The sequence below is a fragment of the Pseudomonas sp. 273 genome (assembly GCF_029201425.1).
Classification (GTDB): Bacteria; Pseudomonadota; Gammaproteobacteria; order Pseudomonadales; family Pseudomonadaceae; genus Pseudomonas; species Pseudomonas delhiensis.
On sequence record NZ_CP116775.1, the window covers coordinates 4490605 to 4513612 of the forward strand.

Genomic DNA, 23008 nt, shown 5'->3' on the forward strand with positions numbered 1-23008 from the left:
GACACCCAACCATTGAAATGAGAATAATTATCAATTATCGTTCGCGCTTCCTGGGTGGGGGGAGTCGGTTTGAGCAAGGATCAGATGGGGTCGTTGTACATGGAGCACAACAGCTGGCTGAAGGGTTGGCTGTACCGTCGCCTGGGCTGCACCAGCCAGGCGGCCGACCTGGCCCAGGACACCTTCCTGCGCCTGCTCCAGGCCCAGCAGAAGACCGGCGAGGCGCTTGACCTGCAGCGCCCGCGCGCCTATCTGGCCACGGTCGGGCGGCGCCTGGTGTACGACCATTTCCGCCGCCACTCCCTCGAACAGGCCTACCTCGACCTGCTCGCCCGCACGCCCGAGGCCTTCGCCCTGTCCGCCGAGGAACTGTGGCTGATGCGCGAGACCCTGCAGCAGCTCGACGCCCTCCTCGACCGCCTGAAACCCGTGGTGCGCAGCGTCTTCCTGCTGTCCCAGCTCGACGGCCTCACCTACCTGCAGATCGCCCGCCAGCTCGGCATCAGCGAACGCACCGTGAAGCGCCACATGGTCAGCGCCTTCGAGGCCTGCATCCTGTTCGAAGGCGACCTCGGATGAGCGACAACGGCGCGCCGATCCGCCCCGAAGTGGCCCGCCAGGCGGCGCACTGGCTGATGCGCATGCACGACAGCGCGGCGGACAACGGCCAGCACCAGGCCTGCAGCCGCTGGCGCGCGGCCGACCCGGAACACGAGCGAGCCTGGCAGCGCGTGCAGCGGGTGCAGGAACGCCTCGGCCTGCTGCCGCGCGACTTGGCCATGGGCACGCTCAACCGCGAACGGCGCCAGGCGATGAAGAAGCTGCTGGTGCTGGCCGCGCTGCTGCCGGCCGGCTACCTCGGCTACCGCCAGGCCCCCTGGACGCGCTGGACCGCGGACTACCAGACCGCCGTGGGCGAGCGCCAGCACCTGCGCCTGGCCGACGGCAGCCTGCTGGACCTGAACACCGATACCGCCGTCGACCTCGACTTCAGCGCCGGGCAACGCCTGATCCGCCTGCTGCGCGGGGAAATCCTCGTCGAGAGCGGCGCGGACAGCGCAAGCCCGGTGCATCGCCCCCTGCGCGTGGCCACCGGGCAAGGCCTGCTGCAGGCGCTGGGCACGCGCTTCAGCGTCCGCCAGCTCGACGGCCTGACGCAACTGCAGGTGCTGCAGGGCAAGGTGCTGGTCATGCCCCGGCAAGGCGACGGGCAGGTCGTCGAGGCGGGCAGCCAGGTGCTTTTCAGCGAACTCGCCGTGGAAAAGCCGCGCGCCACCCAGGCCGACAGCCTGCTCTGGACCCAGGGCCAGCTGGTGGCCGACGACATGCCGCTGGGCGATTTCCTCCGCGAGCTGGGCCGCTACCGCAGCGGCTGGCTGCGCTGCGACGGCGAGGCGGCGCGCCTGCGCATCAGCGGCGGCTTCCAGCTGGACAACACCGACGCCATCCTCGCCGCCCTGCCAGCCACCCTGCCGGTGGAGGTCAGCTACCGCACACGCTACTGGGTCAGCGTCAGCAAACGCTGAAAGATGTTGGCCCCTTTTTCCACGCCGCCAGTCCTTTGATGTGGAACTGCCACACACCAAGGACAACCCATTCATGAAGCACCGCATCACCTCCGCCTCCGGAGCGCACCGCTCCTTCCCCGGCCAGCGCCTGGCCCAGCCGCGCCGCCTGCTCGCGCTCAGCGCGCTGGCCATGGCCCTGCAGTCGGCGATGCCACAGGCCCTGGCCGCGCCAGAAGCCGCCGGGCACGCCTACAGCATCCAGGCCGGCAGCCTCGGCCAGGCGCTGACCCGCTTCGCCGCCCAGGCGCAGATCACCGTGCAATTCTCCCCGGACCTGACCCAGGGCCTGAACTCCAACGGGCTGCGCGGCCACTACAGCGTCGAGGAAGGCCTGGCCGCCCTGCTCCGCGGCACCGGCCTGCAGGCGGTGTTCCGCGGCGACGGCGTCTACGGCCTGGTGCGCAACCCCGACGCGGCGCTGGCGCTGGACGACACCCTGGTGGTCGGCCAGACCCTGGGCAGCATGACCGAGGGCACCGGCTCCTACACCACAGGCGCGGCCAGCATCGGCGGCAAGAGCCCGCAGGCGCTGAAGGACATCCCCCAGTCGGTGTCGATCATCACCCGCCAGCGCATGGAGGACCAGGGCATCACCAACCTGGCCGAGGCGCTCGACCAGACCACCGGCATCACCCTGGTCGGCGGCAACGACGCCAACACCAAGGTGCTGTCCCGCGGCTTCGCCCTCACCAACATCCAGGTCGACGGCGGCACGCCCGGCTTCCGCGAGCAGACCTACGACACCCTGGCGGACACCACCGCCTACGACCACATCGAGGTACTGCGCGGCTCCGACGGCCTGTTCGGCGGCACCGGCGAGCCCTCCGGGGTGATCAACCTGATGCGCAAGCGGGCGCTGTCCGAGGCGCAGACGCAGGTCAACCTGTCCGCCGGGAGCTGGGACAACTACCGCAGCGAAGTCGACGTGACCGGCCCGCTGGCCTTCGACGGCGCGCTGCGCGGGCGCTTCGCCGCGTCCCAGGAAAACAAGCGCTACTTCTACGACGGCGCCGACAGCGACAAGCACGTGCTGTTCGGCGTGCTGGAGGCCGACCTCACCCCGGCCACCCTGATCAGCGTCGGCGGCACCTACGAGTGGCGCGACATGGACGGCTACTGGGAAGGCGGCCTGCCGCGCTACACCACCGGCGACCCGCTGGGCCTGTCGCGCAGCGACAAGCTGAGCGCCGACTGGTCGAGCAACAACTACAAGCGCAGCGAGGGCTTCCTCAAGGTCGAGCACAGCTTCGACGAGGACTGGAAGATCAACTCCAGCTTCACCCGCAGCCGCTACGACACCGAACAGGACATGGGCGTGGTGAGCGGCCCGATCAACCCCGACACCCTCGAAGGCGCCACCTTCCAGCGCATCGTCCGCAACTACAGCATCGACCAGGACCTGTTCGACGCCAACCTGCAGGGCGCCTTCGCCGCCTTCGGCCGGCGCCACGAAGTGCTGATGGGCGTGGACTACTCGGACATCCAGCGCAGCTACGCCGACCACAGCGAGTGGACCTCGCGGCAAGCGGTGGACGTGTTCTCCACCGACATCGGCTCGCTGCCCAAGCCGGCCAGCCCCGCGCTCTACTACGAGTACCCGGACTGGAACATCCGCAAGAGCGGCGCCTACGGCACCCTGCGCCTGGCGCTGGCCGACCCGCTCAAGCTGATCGTCGGCGCGCGCTACTCCGACTATTCCAATACCATCCACGCCCTGGTGCCCTCCTTCGGCACCAACAGCAAGGACGGCGGCCACGACAGCGGCATCGTCACGCCCTTCGGCGGCCTGGTCTACGCCCTCACCCCGCAGTGGTCGGTGTACACCAGCTATGCCGAAATCTACAAACCGCAGCCGGAAATCCTCGACCGCGACTTCAAGCCGCTCAAGGCCATCACCGGCGACACCTACGAGATGGGCGTGAAGGGCGAGCTGTTCGGCGGCCGCCTGAACCTCTCCTCGGCGCTCTACTACACCCGCCAGGAGAACAATGCGATCCAGCTGTTCTACGAAAGCACGCCGACCAACGCCTGCTGCTACGTGGCCGGCGGCAAGATGGTCAGCAAGGGCTTCGACACGGAAATCTCCGGCGAACTGGCGCCGGGCTGGCAGCTCACCGCCGGCTACACCTTCAACATCAACGAGCAGCGCAAGACCGGCGACGACACCGCGGTCGGCAAACCGATCAGCACCCAGACGCCCAAGCACCTGTTCAAGTTCTTCACCACCTACCAGTTGCCCGGCGAGCTGAACCGCTGGAAACTCGGCACCGGCGCCACCCTCCAGAGCAGCAACTACGTCAGCGGCGAAGTCCAGCGGCGCCTGGAAGACGGCTCGCTGAGCCCCAGCACCAACAGCTTCGAATACACCCAGGCCGGCTACGCGCTGTGGAACGCGCTGGTGGAATACCGCATCGACGACCACTGGACCGCCGCGCTCAACGGCAACAACCTGTTCGACAAGAAGTACTACCAGACCGTCGCCAGCAGCGACCAGGGCAACTGGTACGGCGCGCCGCGCAACTTCATGGTCACCTTGCGCGGGAAGTTCTGACGGCGTAGGGCCCTAGCTTGCCCGGATGCCCGCGGTTTGCGGGCATTCGTTTTCTTGTCGTCGAGAGGATGGGGATGGTAGGTGTCAGGAGGGGCTGCTATCGGCCAAAAGCGGACACTGACAGTTAAAGCTTTGCATAACGGCAGGTGAATCCGAGATGCCGCGCTAAGCGGGCTGATTCGCAGCTGCAGCACCTACAAAGGTTAGTCCGCTGGAGTCAGTGAAATTTCGACCAATGGCACTTTGCTCCACCATGGATCTGCCCCTATAGTGCCGCTATACCCCCACCATTCACAGGGATGTTGAGATGAAAAAACGTGATTTCCTGCTGCCCCTTGCTACCCTGACTGCCGCCGTAACCGCTAACCAAGCCTCGGCCTCCGTTGCAGTGCATGGAACCGACAAGGCAGCTGAGAACACTGCCATTGAGAACCAGGGGGCGGCATTGCCAATCGTCAACGTCGGCGAGCAAATGGTCACCGGTCGCCAAGGCGACAACCTCTTCAGCTTCATCCTCAAGCGTGGAGAAGACGGCCAGATGGTCGCTGCCCACTACTCGCATAGCTCGCACGCCTCCCATAGCTCTCACAGCTCGCACTACTCGAGCCGCTGATGGCTGGTCTCGCTGAGCTGACCTTCGACAGTCAGCTGTATGGTGTGGATGCGATCCAGAAGGCGGCATATCGCTCTATGCACGCCTTCACGCTCGATCTAAAGGTCGAAGGCGGGAACATGCTCTGCAAGCTGATCGGCAACATCACGACAGAGCAAGACGCGTTTGAACGCGCTGTCGAAGAGTTCCGCAAAGACGTCCTCGACTATCAGTTGCGGGCACAGCTTCACGCAGAAACCGCCCCCATCCGCAACCTAATCATGGGATTGGCTTTCTCCAATGCCAGGCTGAACTGAAGTGAGTAAATTCCAAGGACTGGATGCTTATATCCGGCGGGACGGGTACGAGCTGCTGCCGTTCAAATTCGACCGCCTCGAAGGTGATGACTATGTCATTACTAACATGACCGGCGAACACCTTGTCGTGCCGATGGAGGAGTTGCGCGCGCTCCTCTCCAAAGATCTTGCCGCTGAACATCCGCTCTATGCGTCGCTGCGTGCCAAGCATTTCATCCGATACGCCGATGAGCAGGCACCGCTGGATCTGCTGGCGCTGAAGCTGCGTACGCGCCTCTCGCGACTGGCAGGCCTCACTAGCCTCCACATCTTCGTTGTGACACTGCGTTGTGACCACAGCTGCCCGTACTGCCAAGTGTCGCGGCAAATGGACGGGGAAGCCTTCGACATGACGCCAGAGATGGCGGACAAGGCTTTAGATTTCGTTTTCCGATCTCCTAACCCAGCGATCAAGATCGAGTTCCAGGGCGGCGAGCCGCTCTTGAATTTCGAGATGGTGCGCTATGTGGTCGAGGCCGCAAAACGGCGTAACCTGGTTGAAAAGCGTGATCTTGAGTTTGTCATCGCCACCACGCTTTCACTGCTCACTGACGAAGTCCTCACGTTCTGCCACGAGCACGACATCATCCTGTCGACCTCGCTCGATGGTCCTGCAGACCTACACAACGCCAATCGCCCACGCGTCGGTCGCGATAGCTTCGAACGCTTCGAAGATGGCTTGGCCAAGGCTCGAAATGTCCTCGGCGTGGACAGAGTCAGCGCCCTCATGACTACCACGGACAAGAGCCTGCCTCGAGTCCGTGAAATCATCGATGAGTACGTTCGACTGGGGTTCAACGGCATTTTTCTTCGGGCTCTTTCTCCGTATGGATTTGCGATCAAAACCCGCAAATTCATGACCTACAATACGGAGCGCTGGCTGGAATTCTACAAGGAAGGCCTCGCGTACATCCTCGAGCTGAACAAGGCAGGCATCCCCTTCGTTGAGCACTATGCATCGTTGATCCTCAAGAAGATGCTGACCAGCAATGACCCGGGCTATGTTGATCTGATGAACCCCGCCGGCGCCGGCATCGCGGCGATCGTCTTCAACTACGACGGCTCGGTCTATGCATCGGACGAGAGTCGGATGCTCGCAGAGATGGGTGATCAGTCCTTCCGGTTGGGCAACATCCTGACTGACAGCTACGAAGACATCATCCTCTCCGATGTGCTGCTCGACGCTTTGGAACAGTCTTTCACGCTTAGTGCGCCGATGTGTTCTGACTGCGCCTTTGAGCCCTATTGCGGTGCCGAGCCGGTCTTCCATCACGCCATTTTCAAAGACGTCTTGGGGCGCAAATCAGAGTCCTCGTTCTGCAAGCGGAACATGACGATCTTCAAACACCTTATCCGCCTGATGCAGTCTGATGCATCCACTCGCCGCCTCTTCATGCAGTGGGCCAACGCATGCTGAAACTCGCTGGGAAAGTCGGTCGAATCCAACTGGTTGAAGTCCAAGATCGCCCATTGCTTCTGCAGGTGAGCACCAACCCGGAGCTGCCGATGGTGCTGCGGACGACTAGAGCATTCCTGGTCTCTTCGCAGGAGCTGCCGGAAGGCTACCAGCACTATCTAATCCCCGAGCCTCTTGAATGGCGCGTTCGAGAGCTGGAAGGAAAGAGCTCGTTCACCTTGCTGCCCAATGACTACAACTACCTGGGCCACAACGACATCATCCGCCTGGACGGCCAGGCGATCCGAGTGCTCTTCAGGGCCAACTCCGGTCACAACTCGCTGCTGGTAACTGAGCAGTGCAACCACTACTGTCTGATGTGTTCTCAGCCTCCCAAGAACATCGACGACAGCTGGATACTCGATGAGCTCGAGGCACTGATTCCCCTGATCCCCAGGGAAACGCCTGAGGTAGGTTTTTCAGGTGGAGAACCGACGCTGGCAGGGAGGCGATTCATCAATCTCATCCGGATGATGAAGTCGTATCTGCCGAGGACAGTCGTCCATGTGCTCTCAAACGGACGCACGTTCGCAGATGAGCATTTTGCTCGACAGTACGCAGAGATTGCGCACCCCGACATCATGATCGGAATCCCACTCTACTCCGATGATCCCGACCTGCATGACTACATTGTTCAAGCGCCGGGAGCATTCCAGGAAACCGTTCAAGGGATCCTCAACCTCAAGCGTCTTGGTCAGAAGGTTGAGATTCGGATCGTGCTGCACAAGCAGTCGATCAGTCGCCTACCGCAACTGTGCGAGTACATCGCGCGGAACCTTCTGTTCGTCGATCACGTGACGCTGATGGGACTGGAAATGATTGGCTTCACGCGCGCCAATTTGGATGCCCTGTGGGTTGACCCCGCAGACTACCGAGACGTCCTGAGTGAAGCTGTAGGCATCTTGGCAGCCTATCGCATGAACGTGTCCGTTTATAACCACCAGTTGTGCTTGGTGAACGATGACGTGCTTCCCTATTACCGTAAGTCCATCAGCGATTGGAAGAACGAGTACGTACCAGAGTGCGACGGCTGCGCCCGCAAATCCCAATGCGGGGGCTTCTTCTCCTCTGGCGTACGCAATGGGTACAGCAGAGCGATCACCCCGTTCCTAATGTGACGCCTGCCCAATGAAAAGCTCAGCTACGTCAGCCCGATGTTGAGCTGTGCCTCATGTTCGAGGCGGCGACTCGACAGGATGCGGCTGAGGTAACCGTAGATATAGATCTTCAGCAGGACGGCCGGGTTATACGCAGGCCGGCCAGGTTCCCGGGCAGCTGCGTGCATTGACCTCAATGCTCGCCTTGGATGAAACGCTTCGCGTATTCAGGCAAGAGAAAACTGCGCTGCTTTGGGTCGGTAGTGGCCTCTCATCAAGGGCTGCAATCGGCCATTAGCTACCTTTCATGACCGGCTGTGCCCGCCACTAATCTACCGTGAGAACTAACAGAAAACGGCCATAAACAGCGCTTGTACTAAAGCCGGATCCTGCAAATCGCTGCTACCTATTGGAGCATCCTGAATCTCGTCCTGACCATTTGCCGCCACACGAACCTTGCGTCGACTATGAAAGGCGATAGTTTCATATGGCCTTGTTTTGTGTTCTTCCGCGCCTTAGGCTGCTTCTCATAGTGCGTTTTGCGGTGCTGATGAAGACAAGGGAGTTAGTGAAGAGAAAGCCTTGGCATGAACGAACAGCCATGCTGGATGCCACCCTCTATTATTAGGGAAAATAAAAAGGAGCAAGAATGCTTGAATCAATTGAGCCAATGGATGCATACAACAAGAACATTAATATATTGATTGGATCAGGCGCTTCAGCAGATTTGTTTCCAACCCTTGCACTGGAAATAAAAAATGCCAAGGGCGAGAAAGAGACGATTGAAACGCTCGCTACCAAGTTTGAATATTGGCCTGAGAAGCGAACCGCATTGTTCATGCACTATTATAATACGTGCATATTTCCAGTTCAGACTTTCACGCCAGGCGCTATCACTTCTAATGAGGGTAAGATCAATCTTGAAAATTATGAGATATTTTTGACGACGCTTTTGGGACTGCTGGATAGGCGCAAGGATCTCAACCGAAAGATCAATATTTTCACGACCAATTACGACGGATGCCTAGCCTACACTGCTGACAACCTTCTCATGAAGGGGTCACATGATTTTGTGGTCAATGATGGTACATCTGGTTTTCACAGAAAACACTTGCACGCCAAGAACTTTAGTACCTTCCAGTGTCAGACCGGGATCTTTGAGAGAACCAACTACGGAATACCTCAACTCAATATCATCCATCTCCATGGCTCAGTCTACTGGTCAAAGAGTGGCGACAAAATTGAAGTTAAGTACGCCAACGACTTCAGCAACCTACTGTCTAAGCAAGCTATTAGCAAGATCAACAAGTTCTCTACCTTTCTTGGCACAAAAGGTGGCCTGAGCGCCTATATCCCATCTGTGCCATTCAGTCGCAAGCAGATGGACAATTTCTGGCGCGAGTATAACAAGCTCCCCATCGTGAACCCCACAAAGTGGAAGTTTCACGAGACGGTATTTGAAGAACACTACTATCAGATGCTCAGACTTTTGAGCTACGAACTTGAGAAGCCAAACTCCATACTCATCACCTTTGGCTTTTCGTTTGCTGATGAACACATTTTGAAGCTTGTCCAGCGCTCCTTGTCAAATCCGCAGCTTCAAACGTTCATTTGTTGCTACAGCCACGGCAGCGCCGAGAGAATGAGAGAGGAATTCAAGCCCTGGAAAAATGTCAAGGTAATTGGGCCGCCTGATGGCGTGAAATTAGACTTCACAAACTTTAATAAGTACATCTTTTCGCTCAAACCCGAAAAGTATGAGCATCCGGTTGAAGTCGAGGATGGGCTATGAGCGTCGTTGTAGGTGAAGTAATTGCAGTCACCGGCGTCCGAATCTCCCTTCGTATCTTTGAAGACTCCAGCCAGGAAACCATTTTCTATGATGGCGTGAAGTACAGAGGTGTTTCACTCAGAGAGCATCTATCCATCCAGCGCGGATTCATAGACATCGTCTGCTTTGTAGAAGGTGAGTACTTGGACGAGAAGAAGCTTGAGGCTGATGCTGAGAAAACACTGTACATCAGAAAAGTTGATGTTCGCCCCATTGGCTACATCGTGGATGACAAATTCTTTGAGGGCGTGAAGTACATGCCGATGATCAGGGACAAGGCATCCCTGCTCAGTGAGCCCATGGTGGGTAAAATCTATGGTGCCGAGGGTAAGACCAATTTTTCCATCGGTTCCATGCTCAAGGAAAATGTGCCCATCAACTTGCCGTGGACACGCATCTTCAACAGCCATCTTGGGATTTTTGGGAATACGGGTAGCGGAAAGTCCAACACGCTGGCAAAACTATACACAAGCCTTTTTAATGAGAAACTCCAAGCCCTCAAGAATAAGAGTCAGTTTGTAATAATTGACTTCAATGGTGAATATACTGAAGGCCAGATCCTGCCTACCAAAGACAAGAAAATAACTGTTCTGGATTCAAAGAAGGGTAAGCACAAGTTTAAGATCGAAGCTGTTCACTTTTGGGATGTTGAAACGCTCAGTCTGCTCTTTCAGGCCACAACCAATACCCAGCAACCATTCCTTCGTCGCGTGCTGTCTGGGAAAGAAAAATTCAAAGATGTGCCACTTAAGGAGTATGTTGCGAAAGTCTTTGAGAAGGCCTTCAGCACAGGTGAGGCCAAGTCAGATGCATTGGACTTGAGCCGGGAAATTGCCAAAATTATTGAATGCGCGCCCTTGCAGGGTCATTTAAAGGGCATCGTCTACTTCAACAAAGACAAGTTCTTCAGGCACAACAACGGCACCTATTACAACTCAAATGGTGCGGGGTTTGAGAATAACATCAAACCCATCATTTATGAGCATGTGAAGCTTGACGGAATCGACCAGTTCAACGAACTCATCTTGAGGTGTTATCTTCAGCTCTGTTCAGATGTCGTCTTTGGCTATGCCCAGTACGAGCACATCCAGCCGGTTCTTGCAAGAGCAAAATCATCTATCACGGCTCTTCGCAATGTTCTTGAAGTCGTGAATGTTCCACCGCTCCCACATCTCTTGCATGTCATTTCACTCAAAAGGTGCAAAAACGAAATCAAGAAAATCTTGCCGTTGCTCATCGCTAAGAATTTCTACACGAATCATAAAGACTCAGAGAGCCTGAAGAGTCCACCAAGCAGGACTCTTCACATCATTATCGACGAGGCTCACAACATCCTATCAGAGCAGTCCACGCGTGAGCATGAGATCTGGAAGGACTATCGGCTCGAACTGTTTGAAGAAATCATCAAAGAGGGGCGCAAGTACGGAGTCTATCTGACTCTCTCCAGTCAGCGACCAGCCGACATCTCGCCCACCATCGTTTCGCAGATTCACAATTTCTTCATCCACCGGCTGGTGAACGAACGCGACCTTATGCTCCTGGACAACACCATCAGCACATTGGATTCCAGTTCCAAGGCGCTGATTCCGACTCTTGCTAAAGGCTGCTGCGTGGTCACGGGGACGGCATTCGACCTACCCATGATCTTGAAGATCGATCCGCTGCTGAAGGAGCATCGGCCCAGCAGTGATGATGTGGACCTTGAAGAGCTTTGGGCATTGCCGCCCGCGTAGGAAGCCCCTGAACACCGACCAAAAGGGGAGCAGATTTATTTTCGCTGCTCTAAACGTCCGCTTCGGGTCGCATTTTACCGGTCACGACGGGCAAAGAACGGCCAAAAGCAGCCGGTTAGAAATAGGCCCCGCCGGTTGACTAATAGGCTGAACTTGCTCCCTCCCTCAAGTAGCTATCTACTTTCCCCGAAGCGCTTTTGGAGTTTGCTGAGATCGCGACCTTTTCCGAATTTACCTTCAATAACCTCGAGATCTTGCTGACTCAAATTAGCAGCGTCGACATCCCGAAGTACCGCCTGGCTGCCTAGCTGAAATGCCAGCTGCGCGAGGTTCGCCTTTATCGCCATTGAGGGGCATTGGGGAAGACAGTTCAGTAAGGCTGTTGCCGAGCGGTAGCGAATGTCCTGATCTGTTATCAGCGAGCACAGCTGCTTCAGATCCTCACTGACGGCGTCGGCTGCCTCCGGCGCAGAGGGCAATACAAGGATATGGGTCGCCAGATTGATCAGCTCTTGGGGGGCTGCACAGTTCTGAGCGACAATAGTTGCCGCCAAAGACGGCGCCTTCCTTGATCGGCAACCTCTGTACTCAGTACCGACTGCTTGAGCACCTCATAGGCTCCCGCACCTAACGATAGCGCCCACAATGTAAGACCTTGATCAGGAAGCTCACTTGTACCTATTGGTCCCTTCGCAACGATTTGAAGTGTTGCTGCTAGTCGTTCTGGCGGACTCTGATTTTTCGCAGCGTTCGCCCAGGCATTTTTCAACCACTCCACTTCATGCGCCTTGCTCCAATGGATAACATCGGGCAGCTTGGCGAGCTGATCCACTGACAGTGCTACGGTGGTGCGTGCGAGGAAACTCTCTGCTTCGGCCGGGTGGTTGTGCCAAATGATGCATGCCACTTCACTCAATGTTGCCCCATTCTCGGCACCTATGAGGCCAGCGCTAAGAATTGACTCGAGCGAGTGCAGCAGTCCGTGCTTGGCCTCCGCAGGGTATTGTCTTACTAGCTGGGCTGCAGCGTCGAAGATGACTTGCGGGTTGTAACCTGACTGAACCGCCTCGCTGGTCGGCCAGGTTCCTGCAAAGTATTGGTGCAGCACGTTGCATTGGGCGGGATAGCTACTGGCATTGGAGAACGTGTTATGCAGACTAGTCCCCACCGTGGCCGGGTCTGCATAGTGGTAAACCTTCGAAAGTCCTGGCAATAGAGATTCCAAGGTAGCCACGGCACTGCTGACTTTTGTATGAAGACCAGCCAACGCCTGGTTCAAATGCGTTTTGAGCTCGCCGGAGCTCCAGCAACTCGCCGGAATTTCTTGAGCTGCCATCGAATACAGCTCATTAAAGGTTTCCGGAGGGGTGGAGGAGGTAAATCCGCTATCGAAGTATGCTGAAATTTTTGCTTTCACCGCCCCAGGCAACCTAGCAAAGGAGCGGTAAAGAGCTGCGCTGCAACTCGCTGTGAGGGTATCTCCGAACATTGAAACCCACTGTGAGCCTACGTCTGATACCAATGCGTCGTCTCGGAGAATGACTCCTTCGTACAAGGCCACAGCGTCGTCTTCGTAACTGGGCCCAGTCGCCAAATTGCTTGCTAGGGCACCAAGTTTAGATTTTGCCTCTGCAGTCAGATCACCAAACCGTGAGGACGCGATATTCAACAACAGCTGGAAACCACGTTTGTAATCCACTTTTGGTTCTGGATGAGTGATTAGGATATCGGAGATGCCAATCAAGCAATCAGATAAAGGCTTCGTGTCGGCGAGTTGCTGTGACTGCTCCAGTAAGGTCAGTGCGCACCCTTGCAGCTCAACTGTTGGTAACGCCAGATACTGCTTCACTAGAGGCCAAAGTGCTGCGCGGCTCTGCTCGCCAGCCTGTGCGAGGCCAGCAAACAATCTATCAATGCGCCGCGCGGCTGCGACAAGGTCGATGTCAGCACCACGCCCTGCCTCAACCTCGGCAGCAAGGAGCAATGCGTAGTCATTACCCAACATGCCCAGGAGCATGTCTTCATAGCTTTTTATCCACTCTTCGAGCTGGCCAAAGCCGAAGTTATAAGTGGTAGTGCCTGCATTGAGATCACGAACCTTGAGCCATTCGATTAGTGCTCGATCTTGCTTGGCCGGCAAGCCACTTTTTTGTCGAACTTTCAAAACAATTGCAGATGCCTGAAGCACAAGATCTTTGGCCTCGTTGAGGTTCGGGCTCTGCATCGTTTCGCGCATGAACTCAATCTTACGATTGGTGGTGAGCAGGTCATCGATCAGCTCCGCCGCTATCTGGCGCTGCTCCTGAGTATTGGCACTTTCCAATACACGATCGATCTTGGGCAGCCCAACCATAGATCTCAGATCGATGGATGTTGCCAATTCAGTGCATAGCGGCCCCAGAATCAAGCGCCGCGTGCGCTCAGGTAGATACTCCAGAAGATTCGCTATGACCCGCAAAGCGTTGTGCCTACGGCTCAGTGTCTCAAGATGCAGGTCGCTAATCATCTGGTGAAGTAGGTGCGCTTGATCCTCACTGAGCACCACTTTATCTGCCCGCGGCGATAGAAACTCAATGACGCCTTTTGCATCTCCAGACATCAACAGACCATGCAGAGCACTGGCGCCTGCACCAAATCTCCGACTGATTGGGTCCTCGGAAAGCAGTAGTAAGCTCTGTAGTGAGTCAGGCCACCGAACACCCACGAGGCTCGCAAGAAACTGCCGCAACTCCCTGCAACCGTCCCGTACTTTTGTCCCCAGATCGTTGTCGTATGTAACATAGCGTTTAAGAAGCAGCGGCTGAGCCTCAACCGGTTGCTCCATCACCGAGTCACCATTAACAAGAATGGCAGTCAGTCTGCTAAGTAGTTGTGGGTCATCCTGAAGATCACGATAGAAGTCAGGGAAGCTCACGCGCGCGGCACTTAGTGCACCTAATGAAATCGGGTGTCCTGTCACAGCATGCTCGTGCAATCCGCCTGGCAGATCTCCAGCGCTTCCTTCCTCTTCGCGACGCTTAGCCAGCCACCACGACTGCGCAAATGCATTCACGATCTGAAGGGCGTTCCGAGGGTCAACAACACCCACATGGATCATTCGATCGATTACTTGCTCAGGACTTGAGCCACGTGCCTTTAAGTCGGCAACGATCTTGTCGAATGATGAAAGATGGGAGAGCGCGAACTTCCGCATATCGCTGCGAGGAGGTGGTGGAATCTCCAAGCGGAACTGAAAGATTCGATCTAGATAGCGGCGCGCATCAGTATGCGTAAACACAGTACCAGGCTGCTCAGGATTTCCTCGGCCATGCGCTAGAGCGTATGCAACCTTGGCTTCATCACACGAAATCACGAAAACAAGCCCAAGACCTAGAGGAAGCTTCTCCGGTGGGATCTCCATAAATGCCCTTACGGCATCCAGGCCTAACACCATTTCCTCTGCAGAAAGCCGATCCAGGTCGTCTACGAAGATAACGAGGCGCTCGCAGGCCTCTGCCCGCTTCAGTAAACCCGCTGGTTGTTTGAAGGTCTTCAACTGCTCAAGCAGCATCTCCTCGTACTGCTCAGTGCTCGCGCTAGGCAGCGATACCTTAGTTATCGACCTGTAACTGTCGACCTTTGAAGGCTTAAGGTGCTTGAGTAGATAGCTGTAGGCCCCAGAGATAGCGAGAACGAAAGCAGACTGTACGTAAGGGGTATCCCAGGGCAGGATTTTTAGCCCGATTACGATCAAGCCAAACAGAAACAGCATCGCAGCTAAAAAGGCCGGAAAAGGCATTGCCCAAGCGCGCCATAATTGGCTTGTGTATTCCTTCAAACCTTTCCACTGCTCCTCCGAACGGGTCACATTTCGGAATAGCCTGTCATGTAGCGCCTGCTCGTTTCCACCCAGTTCCAGAAATACATGCCGAAGAAGTGCACGCTTAATGTCCTGGTCTTTGCCCCCGAAGCGCCAAGCATTAAAAGTGATGCTCTTGAAGCGATGCATCCTAGGCTCACCGCCCGCTGATTTCGATGCATCGTCTTCTAAGCCGCGAATGTATAGCTCTTTGATAGAGCTTTTGCCTGTCCCCCATCCGCCCAGCAGTCCGATACTGAATGGAGGCGTATGGTGCTCAGACTCGACCAAGCTTCGCAGGGCTTGAGCAAAGTGCCTATGGCCAAAGGCATCTTGCTTTTCAGTGGAAATCTGCCGATCAAGCACAGCCGGCATCGAATCACGTGCGTCCTGCATACACCACGCTCCATTCATCTGCGATTTATGGCCGGGGCCACCATTGCTATGAGCCTACTTGATGTAGAGGGTGGATTTCTAGGCGGATTGAGATGGCCCAAAGCGCCTACAGAACCAAATGAAAAGACGAATGCTTCAAGCTAGAAGCCGAGCCACTTACTGGCTACTACGACGGCCCTCGACCGACGGCTAATGGCCGTTTTCTGCCAGCCGTGACCGGCTGCAGTCGGCCAGAAACGGACGTTTGCGCATACAATAAGCGCCTGATCTTTCCGATCATGAACATAGCTACCCGAACAAGGAACTCGCCTCCATGGCCTCCTCAGACAAACAGAAAAAGCGTGCCCAGCGGGCCAAAGCCAAGGCCAAGCAGAACCGCATGGGCAAGCCGAAAGCCAATGTCGTCCATCCGCTTCTGGCCAACCCGCTGATCAACGAGCCGTTCGACGATTTCGAACTCGACCTGAGCACCTTCGACTTCAAGGACATCCAGGAGAACGGCTTCGACTCGGTGTATTTCAGCGATCTGTTCGAGGCCATGAGAGACGCAGAGGACATCAGCCTGCTCGCCATGTGCCTGGTGTTCCTGCAATACCCGGTGTTGCAGTTGGTGGTCGCCGAGGAACCGGAAGAGGCTACGACCGATTTCATAATGGGCCTGCTGGTCACCTATCGCGAGATCTTCCACGATGAAGACGAAGACATGGCAATAGCCTGGATCGAAAGCAACGCCTTCCTGAGCGCCTATAACGAAGCGTCGGCGATCCTGCAGAAGAAGATCGCTCGCGCCTGAAGAGGCCACTTCGTATTTTGGCGATATCGAGCTTACTCAGGCCCGCCAGCGCCTCGGGCACGCGCCTGGCCTGGTGATGTGACTCAGGTGGGCCACAAAGTAGACCGTCGAGAGGGTGAAGCCACTCTATCCTCGCCTCAACCCAGGTCAGTGATCGCTAGAGCTCCCGGGGCGGCCGCCGGGCGCTCGCGATCAGTGCACCCGCCACGCATCACCTGGCCGCTACGCATCTCATCCGTAATCTGCTGACTTTGCCAATTTTTGATAGTAGCGTCGGCGCCATCCACGATACGTTGGGTCGCTAGCCTACGACGCCAGAGCCGGCAAAGACTTCGATAGCGTTACGGGTGCCAATATGAATAACAATCCCTGCGTAGATCGCGACGCTCTGTTTTCCAACTGGCACTCCCAGCCAGAAGCCGCGTGCCAGGTGCAAAGCCATTCCACGACCGACATTGACGACCATGCCTGCAGCATCAGTGGCTGGGACCAGGTATACGACCAGCTGAGCCCCGGCCATTACAGCGGGAGCATCACCGAGTGCTGGATTGACGACGTCCAGGTCATCCGTGAGCGCGCGAATCAATGCGTGCACCAGATGGGGCACGCCTGGAGAGGTGCGCGCACGTTCATCATTCCCATGGCTCAACAAGGCGCTTCGCGTTTCGGCTCCCAAGTCACCGAGGCCAGCGTGCCGGCAACGCTTGGCCCCGGGCAGGAACTGGACTTCCGCACCCCGCCTACGCTCGATGTCATGTCCATTGCGCTGAGCGCGGAATCGGTCTCGCAGCTGTCGATTTCCACTGAAGGTTTCGACCTGGAAACCACGCTCCGGGGAAGCCTCTGCCTGCATGGCGATAACGCAGGGCTTGAGGAGCTGCGCACCCTGCTGGCTTCAGTGTTCCACGTACTCCAGGACACACCCGAGCTGCTCGCCTACGCCGCAGTCCGCAAAGGGCTGCGCCATACGCTGCTGACCTCTTTCTTCTCTCTTTTCTCGAACGTGGACAGCAGCAGTGAGAAGAACCGGCGGACGCTTCTGCACAAACGTGTCGTGGACAAATCCAGAGAATACGTCCTCGAGAACACCGACAGACCGGTAACGATCGCAGAGCTCTGCGGCATAGTCGGAGTAAGCCGCCGTTCCCTGCAAATGTGCTTCCAGGAGATCACGGGTACCAACCCTGTCCAGTACCTGCGGGCCATCCGCCTGAACCAGGTTCGGCGAGAGCTTCGCCAGAACGAAGGGGCGAAGGTCAAGGTCCAGGACGTCGCCTGCAACTGGGGGTTCTGGCATCTCAGCAGCTTCACCGCCGACTACAAGCGAATGTTTGGCGAACTGCCTTCGCAAACCCTGCACAGAACCGCCTCGTAATCCCCTCCCCCAAGGCAGGGGCGACGCTCCTTGCCGCCCCTTCCGCCTTCGTCCTCTGCATGCCCCACACGTCCTGAGCAACCAGGGCTCCCGCGCCCCGGCACGCAAATCTTGCCGATATCTGCTAACGCTCCGCACCGCTCCATTTCCATGATGGAGCCGCTTCCGGAACAGGAAGCTCACTCGCCATTGCGCATCGCAGGCAAGTGCCCCTAATGCCCGACCAGACGCACGGAGAGCAGGCGACTGCCTCTGCGCGGCCGGGGAGGACTGGGCTGCTGCCAATGAAAGGAAAACAAGAGGCAGCAGCAGGATTGCCGAGGCTCCAGGTGGAGCACCGGCAGGATGATTTAGGAGCTCTTGATGTCACTACACAAGAATACGATCGGATGGCCCATCATCGCTGCAATCGGTGTTTCGATTGTGGTCGCCGGGCAGTTTTCCGGGTGGAACTACGGGCTGGCCTACGGTTGGCTCAACATGGCGGTTGCCACTGCGGTCATGTGCGTTTTCTACGCCGGGCTGTTGCAGTGCGTCTCGGAGCTTTCAGCCACCTGGCCAAGCGCCGGAGGCTTGGGCACCTACGTCGCAATGGCATTCGGCGAGCGCCTGGGCGGTTTCGTCAGCGTCGCCATGGCCATTGCCCTGATGGCCTGCGTTGGCGCGGTAGCCACCTTCATCGTGGCCTATGCCGCCTCCATTCTGCCCATCGATCCGCTGCTGCTGAAGGTCATCGTCTTCATCGCGGTGACGCTCCTTCATCTGCGTGGCGCCAGGGATGCCCTCTGGCTGACGCTGGTCGTCGGCCTGATCGCCATAGCGACCTTGCTGGGCTTTTCCGCCGGGGTGATGCCCCGCTTCCAGGCAAGCAACCTCGACATCGAACTGGGCTCGCTCTCCCTGGGCGGCGTTATCCATGCGATGCCGTTCGCGCTCTGGCTGTACGTGGGTGTCGAGCAGGCCATCACCGCTTCGGAAGAAACCAGGATGCCGGGCCGGGATATTTCCCGTGGCCTGGTCATTGCGCTGCTGGTACTGACGCTGACCGCGTTCAGCGTGCTCCTGGCCGCGCCTGGTGCCGGTGGCGTAGAGGCGGTTGCCCAGGCGGGCGACCCGCTGCTCGCCGCGCTTGGCAAAGCCAGTGGCGACAGCGCCGGGTTCTCGATGTGGATCGGGCTTGGCGCGCTTTTCGGCCTTCTCGCCAGCTTCTTCTCGATCACCTATTCGGCGTCTCGGCAAGTCTATGACCTGGCCCGTGGAGGCTTCCTGCCAGCCGGCATGGCGCAGGTGAATACGCGCGGCACACCGGTGTTCGCCGTCCTGGCCGTGGCCGTGGCGGGCTTCGCGACGTCGCTGATCGGACCTGAGCGGGTGCTGCTGGGCGTGGTCCTGCTCTTCACGTCCTCCTACCTGTTGACCATCTGCGCCTTCCTGCGCCTACGCCGCACCCGCTCGCAGGAGCCACGCAGCTACCGGACCATCGGCGGCAACGCCACGGCCTATCTCACCCTCATCCTGTCCCTGACGGTGCTGGCCTGCTCCTTCAAGCTGGATGTGCTCATCCTGGTTCCGATCGTCGTGCTCTTCCTTCTGACCTCGGCCTGCCGTCGCTGGGGACGCCTGAGCGCCAGCCAGTAACCCGCCGCGCCCCCATGACAAGAAAGAGGTACACCCTGTGAACGCTATCAATGAAGTTCTTCATAAAGACTATCTGGCGAGAGTCGCGCGTGAGGCGCTACCGCGCTGGAACATCTCCCAGGATGCAGATCTGCGGCTGATCAGCCTCTCCGAGAACGCCATGTTTCTGGTGGCGACCGAACAGCGCAAATGGGTGCTGCGGGTACACCGGCATGGCTACCACACCCATGACGGTGTCCGCTCGGAGCTGGCCTGGATGCGCGCGCTGCGCGAGGAAGCCGATGTGGAAACCCCCGTCGCGCTGCCGGGCATCGATCACGAACTGGTGCAACACGTAGCCGCCGAGCCGTTCAAGGAAGCCCGGATGGTGGTGCTCTTCGACTTCATCACAGGCACCCAGCCGGAGCCGGACAACCTCTACGACGCCTTCCGCCAGCTGGGCGCGATCACGGCGCGGATGCATCGCCACTCGCGGCAATGGCAGCGCCCCGCTTTCTTCGAGCGCCAGGTCTGGGACTACGAAGGAGCATTCGGCGATACGCCGATCTGGGGCCACTGGCGCGCCGGCTTCAGCAAGCACAAGCCCGGGCTCGGGATCGTCGAACAAGCCGAGGCATTGATGCAACGCCGCCTGGCGCAGTACGGGAAAGGCGCGGACCGCTTCGGCCTCATTCATACCGACTTCCGCCTGGCGAACCTGCTGGTGGACCAGGGCGAGGCAAAGGTTCTCGACTTCGATGACAGCGGCTTTGGCTGGTACCTGTACGACGTCGCCTCTTCGGCAACCTTCATCGAGAACCACCCCGATATCGCCAACATCATCGCCGCCTGGGTCGAGGGCTATCGAAAGGTCGAACCCTTGAGCGAAGAGGATGTAGCCGAAATCCCAACGCTGATGATGTTCAGGCGGCTGATCATCATGGGCTGGGCGGGCTCGCACCCCGGAACGGACCTCGCCCGGGAAATGGGCGACGACTACACGGTCGGCACTGTCGAGCTTGCCAGGAAATACCTCGCAGGCCAGGCCCTTTGCGGGCGCTGACGCGTCCGCCTTTTTATTGCTGGAGATCGTAATGAGCGAAACCCGCGAACTTCTCGCGCGCCGCCACAAGGCAATGGGCGCCTCCCCACTGTTCTACGACGAGCCGCTGCACTTCGTAAGAGGTGAAGGCGTTCACTTGTATGCCGCAGACGGCAGGCGCTACCTGGACTGCTACAACAACATTCCAGTGGTAGGACATTGCCACCCGCACGTTGCCGAGGCCATCACCCGGCAGAACCGGACCCTCAACGTTCACAGCCGCTACCTGAGCCAGAACATCGTCGACTACTCGGAACGGCTGCTTGGCACCTTCTCCTGCGGCCTCGACCAGGTGCTCTACACCTGTTCCGGCTCGGAAGCCAACGAGCAGGCGCTGCGCATCGCCCGCATGCTGGGGCGGGGCCGCGGCATCATCTGCAGCAACTACGCCTACCATGGCAACACGGCGGCGGTGGATCAGGTCTCGCCGCTGATGCACCGGAACAGGCAGTATTTCACCGAAGTGCGCAGCGTCCCGTTCCCGGAAACCTACAGGCCGCTCGACGGCTTGGCCGGTGAGGCACTCATCGAAGCCTACCTCGCCGAAATCCAGGGCGCGATCGATAGCTTCGAGGCGGCGGGTATCGGCTTTGCCGGCATGATCTTCTGCCCGATCTTCGCCAACGAGGGCCTGCCCAACATTCCGTCGGGCCTGCTGCAGCGCGCGGTCGCCCTGGTCAGGAAAGCCGGCGGGCTGATCATCATCGACGAGGTTCAGTCAGGCTTCGGCCGCACAGGCACGCTGTGGGGCCACGACCTGATGGGCATTACGCCCGACATCGTGACCCTGGGAAAACCCATGGGCAACGGCTACCCGGTGGCCGCGCTGGTGAGCAGGGGCGAAATCCTCGACGCCTTCCGCGCCACGGCCTTCTACTTCAACACCTTCGCCGCTTCCCAGACCGCTGCCGCCGCAGCTTCGGCGGTGCTGGACGTGATCGAGGGCGAAAGGCTCCCGGACAACGCACGCACGGTCGGCAACTTCATTCGCCATGGTTTCACCGACCTCGCCAGGCAGCACACGCTGATCGGCGACATTCGCGGTGAAGGCCTGTGGGTCGGCGTGGAACTCGTGCGTGACAGGCTCACGCGGGAACCCGCCGCCTGGGAGACCTGGCAACTGGTCAACGCCCTCAGGCAGCACGGCATCCTGGTCAGTCGTACCGGCCCGTTCGGCAATGTACTGAAGATGCGCCCGCCTCTCGTCTTCAGCCAGGAAAACGCCGAGGAACTGCTCTGCGCGGTCGACTTCGCCTTTGGCTCGCTTGGCAGCGCCGAGGGCAGGCGAGATGCGTTGGTATCCGATATGTCCGGCGTGTCCGTGCGATCGAGCGACCGCTGACGCTTCGTAGTACTCCGGGTGTTGGCTGCCCTGATCATCGCAGCAACACCCTCCCCCACCCGAAGCCAAAAAACAACCAACCCCTTCCCTCGCCCACCCCTTTTACATATAAGATATGATTTCATACTAATTTGACATCACCGCAAGCGACGAGGAGTGGCGAAGCATGTGGTTCGCAAAGGGTGCGAAGGAACTGGCGGGTGAGGTGAGCGAACTGTGCCGGCAGTGGCTGGCGGGCAACTGGCGCAGCCCGGCCGATGCTGCCGTGGTGCGCCGCCACCGGGACCTCGCGCAGGCCCTGCAGGACGTTCAGGACCACTGGCAGCAGGACCGCGCCAGCCTCAAAGGCCAGGCGGAACGCCACGCCCCCGTCGATGAAACCCGGCTGCGGGAACTGCAGGCGTCGCTCGATGCGCGGGAGCGACAGTTGGCCGAGACCGAGCAGGCCCTGAAGCGCGCCGAGGAATGGGCCGCCGCGGTCGAGGCCGAACGCGCGCGGCTTCTGGAGGAGCAGCAGGTCTGGGAGCTGACCAAGCAGACGCTGACCGAGGGTTGCTGGGACCTCAGCGTGGTCGACGGCAACCCCGACCACCCGGCCAACGTGATTCGCTGGTCGGATCAGTTCCGTTCGTTGATCGGCTACAACCGCCAGGAATTTCCCGATGGCTGGGACAGCTATTTCGCCATCACCCAGCCCGAGGACCAGCAGCGGGTCATGCAGGCCTTCGGCGAGATGATGGCCGACCCCACCGGGCAACGCGTGTACGTCGTCGAGTACCGCATGCGCCACAAGACCCGCGGCGATTTGTGGTTCCGCGAGCGCGGCCGCTGCCTGCGCGATGCCAATGGCGTGCTGTTGCGGGTCACCGGCGCCACGCGGGAAATCACCGACGAGAAAGCCGCGCAGGCCCTGCGCGAGCGGGAGCAGGTCAGCATCCAGAACACCTATGCCGAAATCTCCCAGATGGCGGGCGTCATCAAGGGCATCGCCGAGCAGACCAACCTGCTGGCCCTGAACGCGGCCATCGAGGCGGCGCGGGCGGGGGAACAGGGCCGCGGCTTCGCCGTGGTGGCCGACGAAGTGCGCAACCTGGCCAAACGCACCCAGGACTCCGTGCTGCACATCCAGTCGATGCTCAACAAGCAGCATGGCCAGGGCTGATCTCAGCGAAATCGGCCCCTGCCCCATACGAAATCTCCCACCCATATTCGCCCTTGTGAGCCTACAAACCCCGTCGCTAGATTCCGTTCCTGCCACGGTCGATCCCGTGGCCCGGATCGCAGTCCGGAATTGTCTATTTGCGCCAAAAGCGCCAAAGCTCCCAGCACCGGCGCTTTTTCTCGCCTGTTGCTTGAGCAGC

General features: G+C 58.6%; 16 protein-coding genes and 3 pseudogenes. 16 read left to right on the forward strand and 3 right to left on the reverse strand.

The window, feature by feature from the left end; translation table 11 throughout:
- Positions 1 to 84: 84 nt before the first annotated feature.
- The 7 genes from PKO50_RS20385 (at position 85) to hxsC (ending at position 7641) form a co-directional block, all read left to right on the forward strand.
- On the forward strand, positions 85 to 579 hold the full coding sequence (locus tag PKO50_RS20385) for a sigma-70 family RNA polymerase sigma factor (protein WP_109937282.1): 495 nt from the start codon (positions 85 to 87) through the stop codon (positions 577 to 579).
- On the forward strand, positions 576 to 1526 hold the full coding sequence (locus tag PKO50_RS20390) for a FecR domain-containing protein (RefSeq protein WP_275627075.1): 951 nt from the start codon (positions 576 to 578) through the stop codon (positions 1524 to 1526). Before PKO50_RS20385 ends, PKO50_RS20390 begins: the two co-directional genes overlap by 4 nt.
- A gap of 73 nt (positions 1527 to 1599) precedes the next feature.
- Positions 1600 to 4119: a TonB-dependent siderophore receptor gene (locus tag PKO50_RS20395; protein ID WP_275627076.1), complete on the forward strand. Its 2520-nt coding sequence runs from the start codon at positions 1600 to 1602 to the stop codon at positions 4117 to 4119.
- A gap of 307 nt (positions 4120 to 4426) precedes the next feature.
- Complete coding sequence (hxsA2, locus tag PKO50_RS20400; protein WP_034076276.1) at positions 4427 to 4732, forward strand: His-Xaa-Ser repeat protein HxsA2; 306 nt, start codon at positions 4427 to 4429, stop codon at positions 4730 to 4732.
- Complete coding sequence (gene hxsD, locus PKO50_RS20405; RefSeq protein WP_034076274.1) at positions 4732 to 5028, forward strand: His-Xaa-Ser system protein HxsD; 297 nt, start codon at positions 4732 to 4734, stop codon at positions 5026 to 5028. The genes hxsA2 and hxsD overlap by 1 nt, the downstream gene beginning before the upstream one ends.
- Before the next feature lies 1 nt (position 5029).
- The gene (hxsB, locus tag PKO50_RS20410) at positions 5030 to 6484 is read left to right on the forward strand and encodes a His-Xaa-Ser system radical SAM maturase HxsB (protein WP_034076272.1); all 1455 of its coding nucleotides are present in this window, start codon (positions 5030 to 5032) and stop codon (positions 6482 to 6484) included.
- Complete coding sequence (hxsC, locus tag PKO50_RS20415) at positions 6478 to 7641, forward strand: His-Xaa-Ser system radical SAM maturase HxsC (protein ID WP_034076271.1); 1164 nt, start codon at positions 6478 to 6480, stop codon at positions 7639 to 7641. The genes hxsB and hxsC overlap by 7 nt, the downstream gene beginning before the upstream one ends.
- Positions 7642 to 7667: 26 nt before the next feature.
- Here hxsC and PKO50_RS20420 read toward each other — a convergent pair.
- Positions 7668 to 7798: pseudogene (locus PKO50_RS20420) on the reverse strand (transposase); the annotation flags it as partial.
- A 471-nt stretch (positions 7799 to 8269) separates the two neighbouring features.
- Here PKO50_RS20420 and PKO50_RS20425 point away from each other — a divergent pair.
- Positions 8270 to 9412: an SIR2 family protein gene (locus PKO50_RS20425; protein ID WP_275627077.1), complete on the forward strand. Its 1143-nt coding sequence runs from the start codon at positions 8270 to 8272 to the stop codon at positions 9410 to 9412.
- On the forward strand, positions 9409 to 11184 hold the full coding sequence (locus PKO50_RS20430; protein ID WP_275627078.1) for an ATP-binding protein: 1776 nt from the start codon (positions 9409 to 9411) through the stop codon (positions 11182 to 11184). The genes PKO50_RS20425 and PKO50_RS20430 overlap by 4 nt, the downstream gene beginning before the upstream one ends.
- A gap of 173 nt (positions 11185 to 11357) precedes the next feature.
- On the opposite strand, the gene PKO50_RS20435 is transcribed toward PKO50_RS20430, so the two are convergent.
- On the reverse strand, positions 11358 to 11738 hold the full coding sequence (locus PKO50_RS20435) for a hypothetical protein (RefSeq protein WP_275627079.1): 381 nt from the start codon (positions 11736 to 11738) through the stop codon (positions 11358 to 11360).
- Complete coding sequence (locus PKO50_RS20440; RefSeq protein WP_275627080.1) at positions 11690 to 15418, reverse strand: P-loop NTPase fold protein; 3729 nt, start codon at positions 15416 to 15418, stop codon at positions 11690 to 11692. The genes PKO50_RS20435 and PKO50_RS20440 overlap by 49 nt, the downstream gene beginning before the upstream one ends.
- 313 nt (positions 15419 to 15731) lie before the next feature.
- Between PKO50_RS20440 and PKO50_RS20445 the strand changes: the two genes are divergently transcribed.
- The 7 genes and pseudogenes from PKO50_RS20445 to PKO50_RS20475 form a co-directional block, all read left to right on the forward strand.
- Complete coding sequence (locus PKO50_RS20445; RefSeq protein ID WP_275627081.1) at positions 15732 to 16211, forward strand: hypothetical protein; 480 nt, start codon at positions 15732 to 15734, stop codon at positions 16209 to 16211.
- 355 nt (positions 16212 to 16566) lie between these two features.
- The gene (locus PKO50_RS20450; protein WP_275627082.1) at positions 16567 to 17586 is read left to right on the forward strand and encodes a helix-turn-helix domain-containing protein; all 1020 of its coding nucleotides are present in this window, start codon (positions 16567 to 16569) and stop codon (positions 17584 to 17586) included.
- Between the two features lie 363 nt (positions 17587 to 17949).
- Complete coding sequence (locus tag PKO50_RS20455) at positions 17950 to 19224, forward strand: amino acid permease (protein ID WP_275627083.1); 1275 nt, start codon at positions 17950 to 17952, stop codon at positions 19222 to 19224.
- Between the two features lie 37 nt (positions 19225 to 19261).
- On the forward strand, positions 19262 to 20266 hold the full coding sequence (locus PKO50_RS20460) for a phosphotransferase (RefSeq protein WP_275627084.1): 1005 nt from the start codon (positions 19262 to 19264) through the stop codon (positions 20264 to 20266).
- A 31-nt stretch (positions 20267 to 20297) separates the two neighbouring features.
- A complete protein-coding gene (locus tag PKO50_RS20465; RefSeq protein ID WP_275627085.1) occupies positions 20298 to 21647 on the forward strand; it encodes an aspartate aminotransferase family protein in 1350 nt (449 codons plus the stop codon).
- A 166-nt stretch (positions 21648 to 21813) separates the two neighbouring features.
- Positions 21814 to 22545 (forward strand): annotated as a pseudogene (locus PKO50_RS20470) (PAS domain-containing protein); the annotation flags it as partial.
- A 54-nt stretch (positions 22546 to 22599) separates the two neighbouring features.
- A pseudogene (locus tag PKO50_RS20475) lies at positions 22600 to 22755 on the forward strand (methyl-accepting chemotaxis protein); the annotation flags it as partial.
- Positions 22756 to 23008 lie beyond the last annotated feature (253 nt).

Coding starts and splice junctions, on each gene's coding strand:
- PKO50_RS20385 (WP_109937282.1), top strand. CDS start 85: ATGGGGTCGTTGTACATGGAGCACAACAGCTGGCTGAAGGGTTGGCTG.
- PKO50_RS20390 (WP_275627075.1), top strand. CDS start 576: ATGAGCGACAACGGCGCGCCGATCCGCCCCGAAGTGGCCCGCCAGGCG.
- PKO50_RS20395 (WP_275627076.1), top strand. CDS start 1,600: ATGAAGCACCGCATCACCTCCGCCTCCGGAGCGCACCGCTCCTTCCCC.
- hxsA2 (WP_034076276.1), top strand. CDS start 4,427: ATGAAAAAACGTGATTTCCTGCTGCCCCTTGCTACCCTGACTGCCGCC.
- hxsD (WP_034076274.1), top strand. CDS start 4,732: ATGGCTGGTCTCGCTGAGCTGACCTTCGACAGTCAGCTGTATGGTGTG.
- hxsC (WP_034076271.1), top strand. CDS start 6,478: ATGCTGAAACTCGCTGGGAAAGTCGGTCGAATCCAACTGGTTGAAGTC.
- PKO50_RS20425 (WP_275627077.1), top strand. CDS start 8,270: ATGCTTGAATCAATTGAGCCAATGGATGCATACAACAAGAACATTAAT.
- PKO50_RS20430 (WP_275627078.1), top strand. CDS start 9,409: ATGAGCGTCGTTGTAGGTGAAGTAATTGCAGTCACCGGCGTCCGAATC.
- PKO50_RS20440 (WP_275627080.1), bottom strand. CDS start 15,418: ATGCAGGACGCACGTGATTCGATGCCGGCTGTGCTTGATCGGCAGATT.
- PKO50_RS20445 (WP_275627081.1), top strand. CDS start 15,732: ATGGCCTCCTCAGACAAACAGAAAAAGCGTGCCCAGCGGGCCAAAGCC.
- PKO50_RS20450 (WP_275627082.1), top strand. CDS start 16,567: ATGAATAACAATCCCTGCGTAGATCGCGACGCTCTGTTTTCCAACTGG.
- PKO50_RS20455 (WP_275627083.1), top strand. CDS start 17,950: ATGTCACTACACAAGAATACGATCGGATGGCCCATCATCGCTGCAATC.
- PKO50_RS20465 (WP_275627085.1), top strand. CDS start 20,298: ATGAGCGAAACCCGCGAACTTCTCGCGCGCCGCCACAAGGCAATGGGC.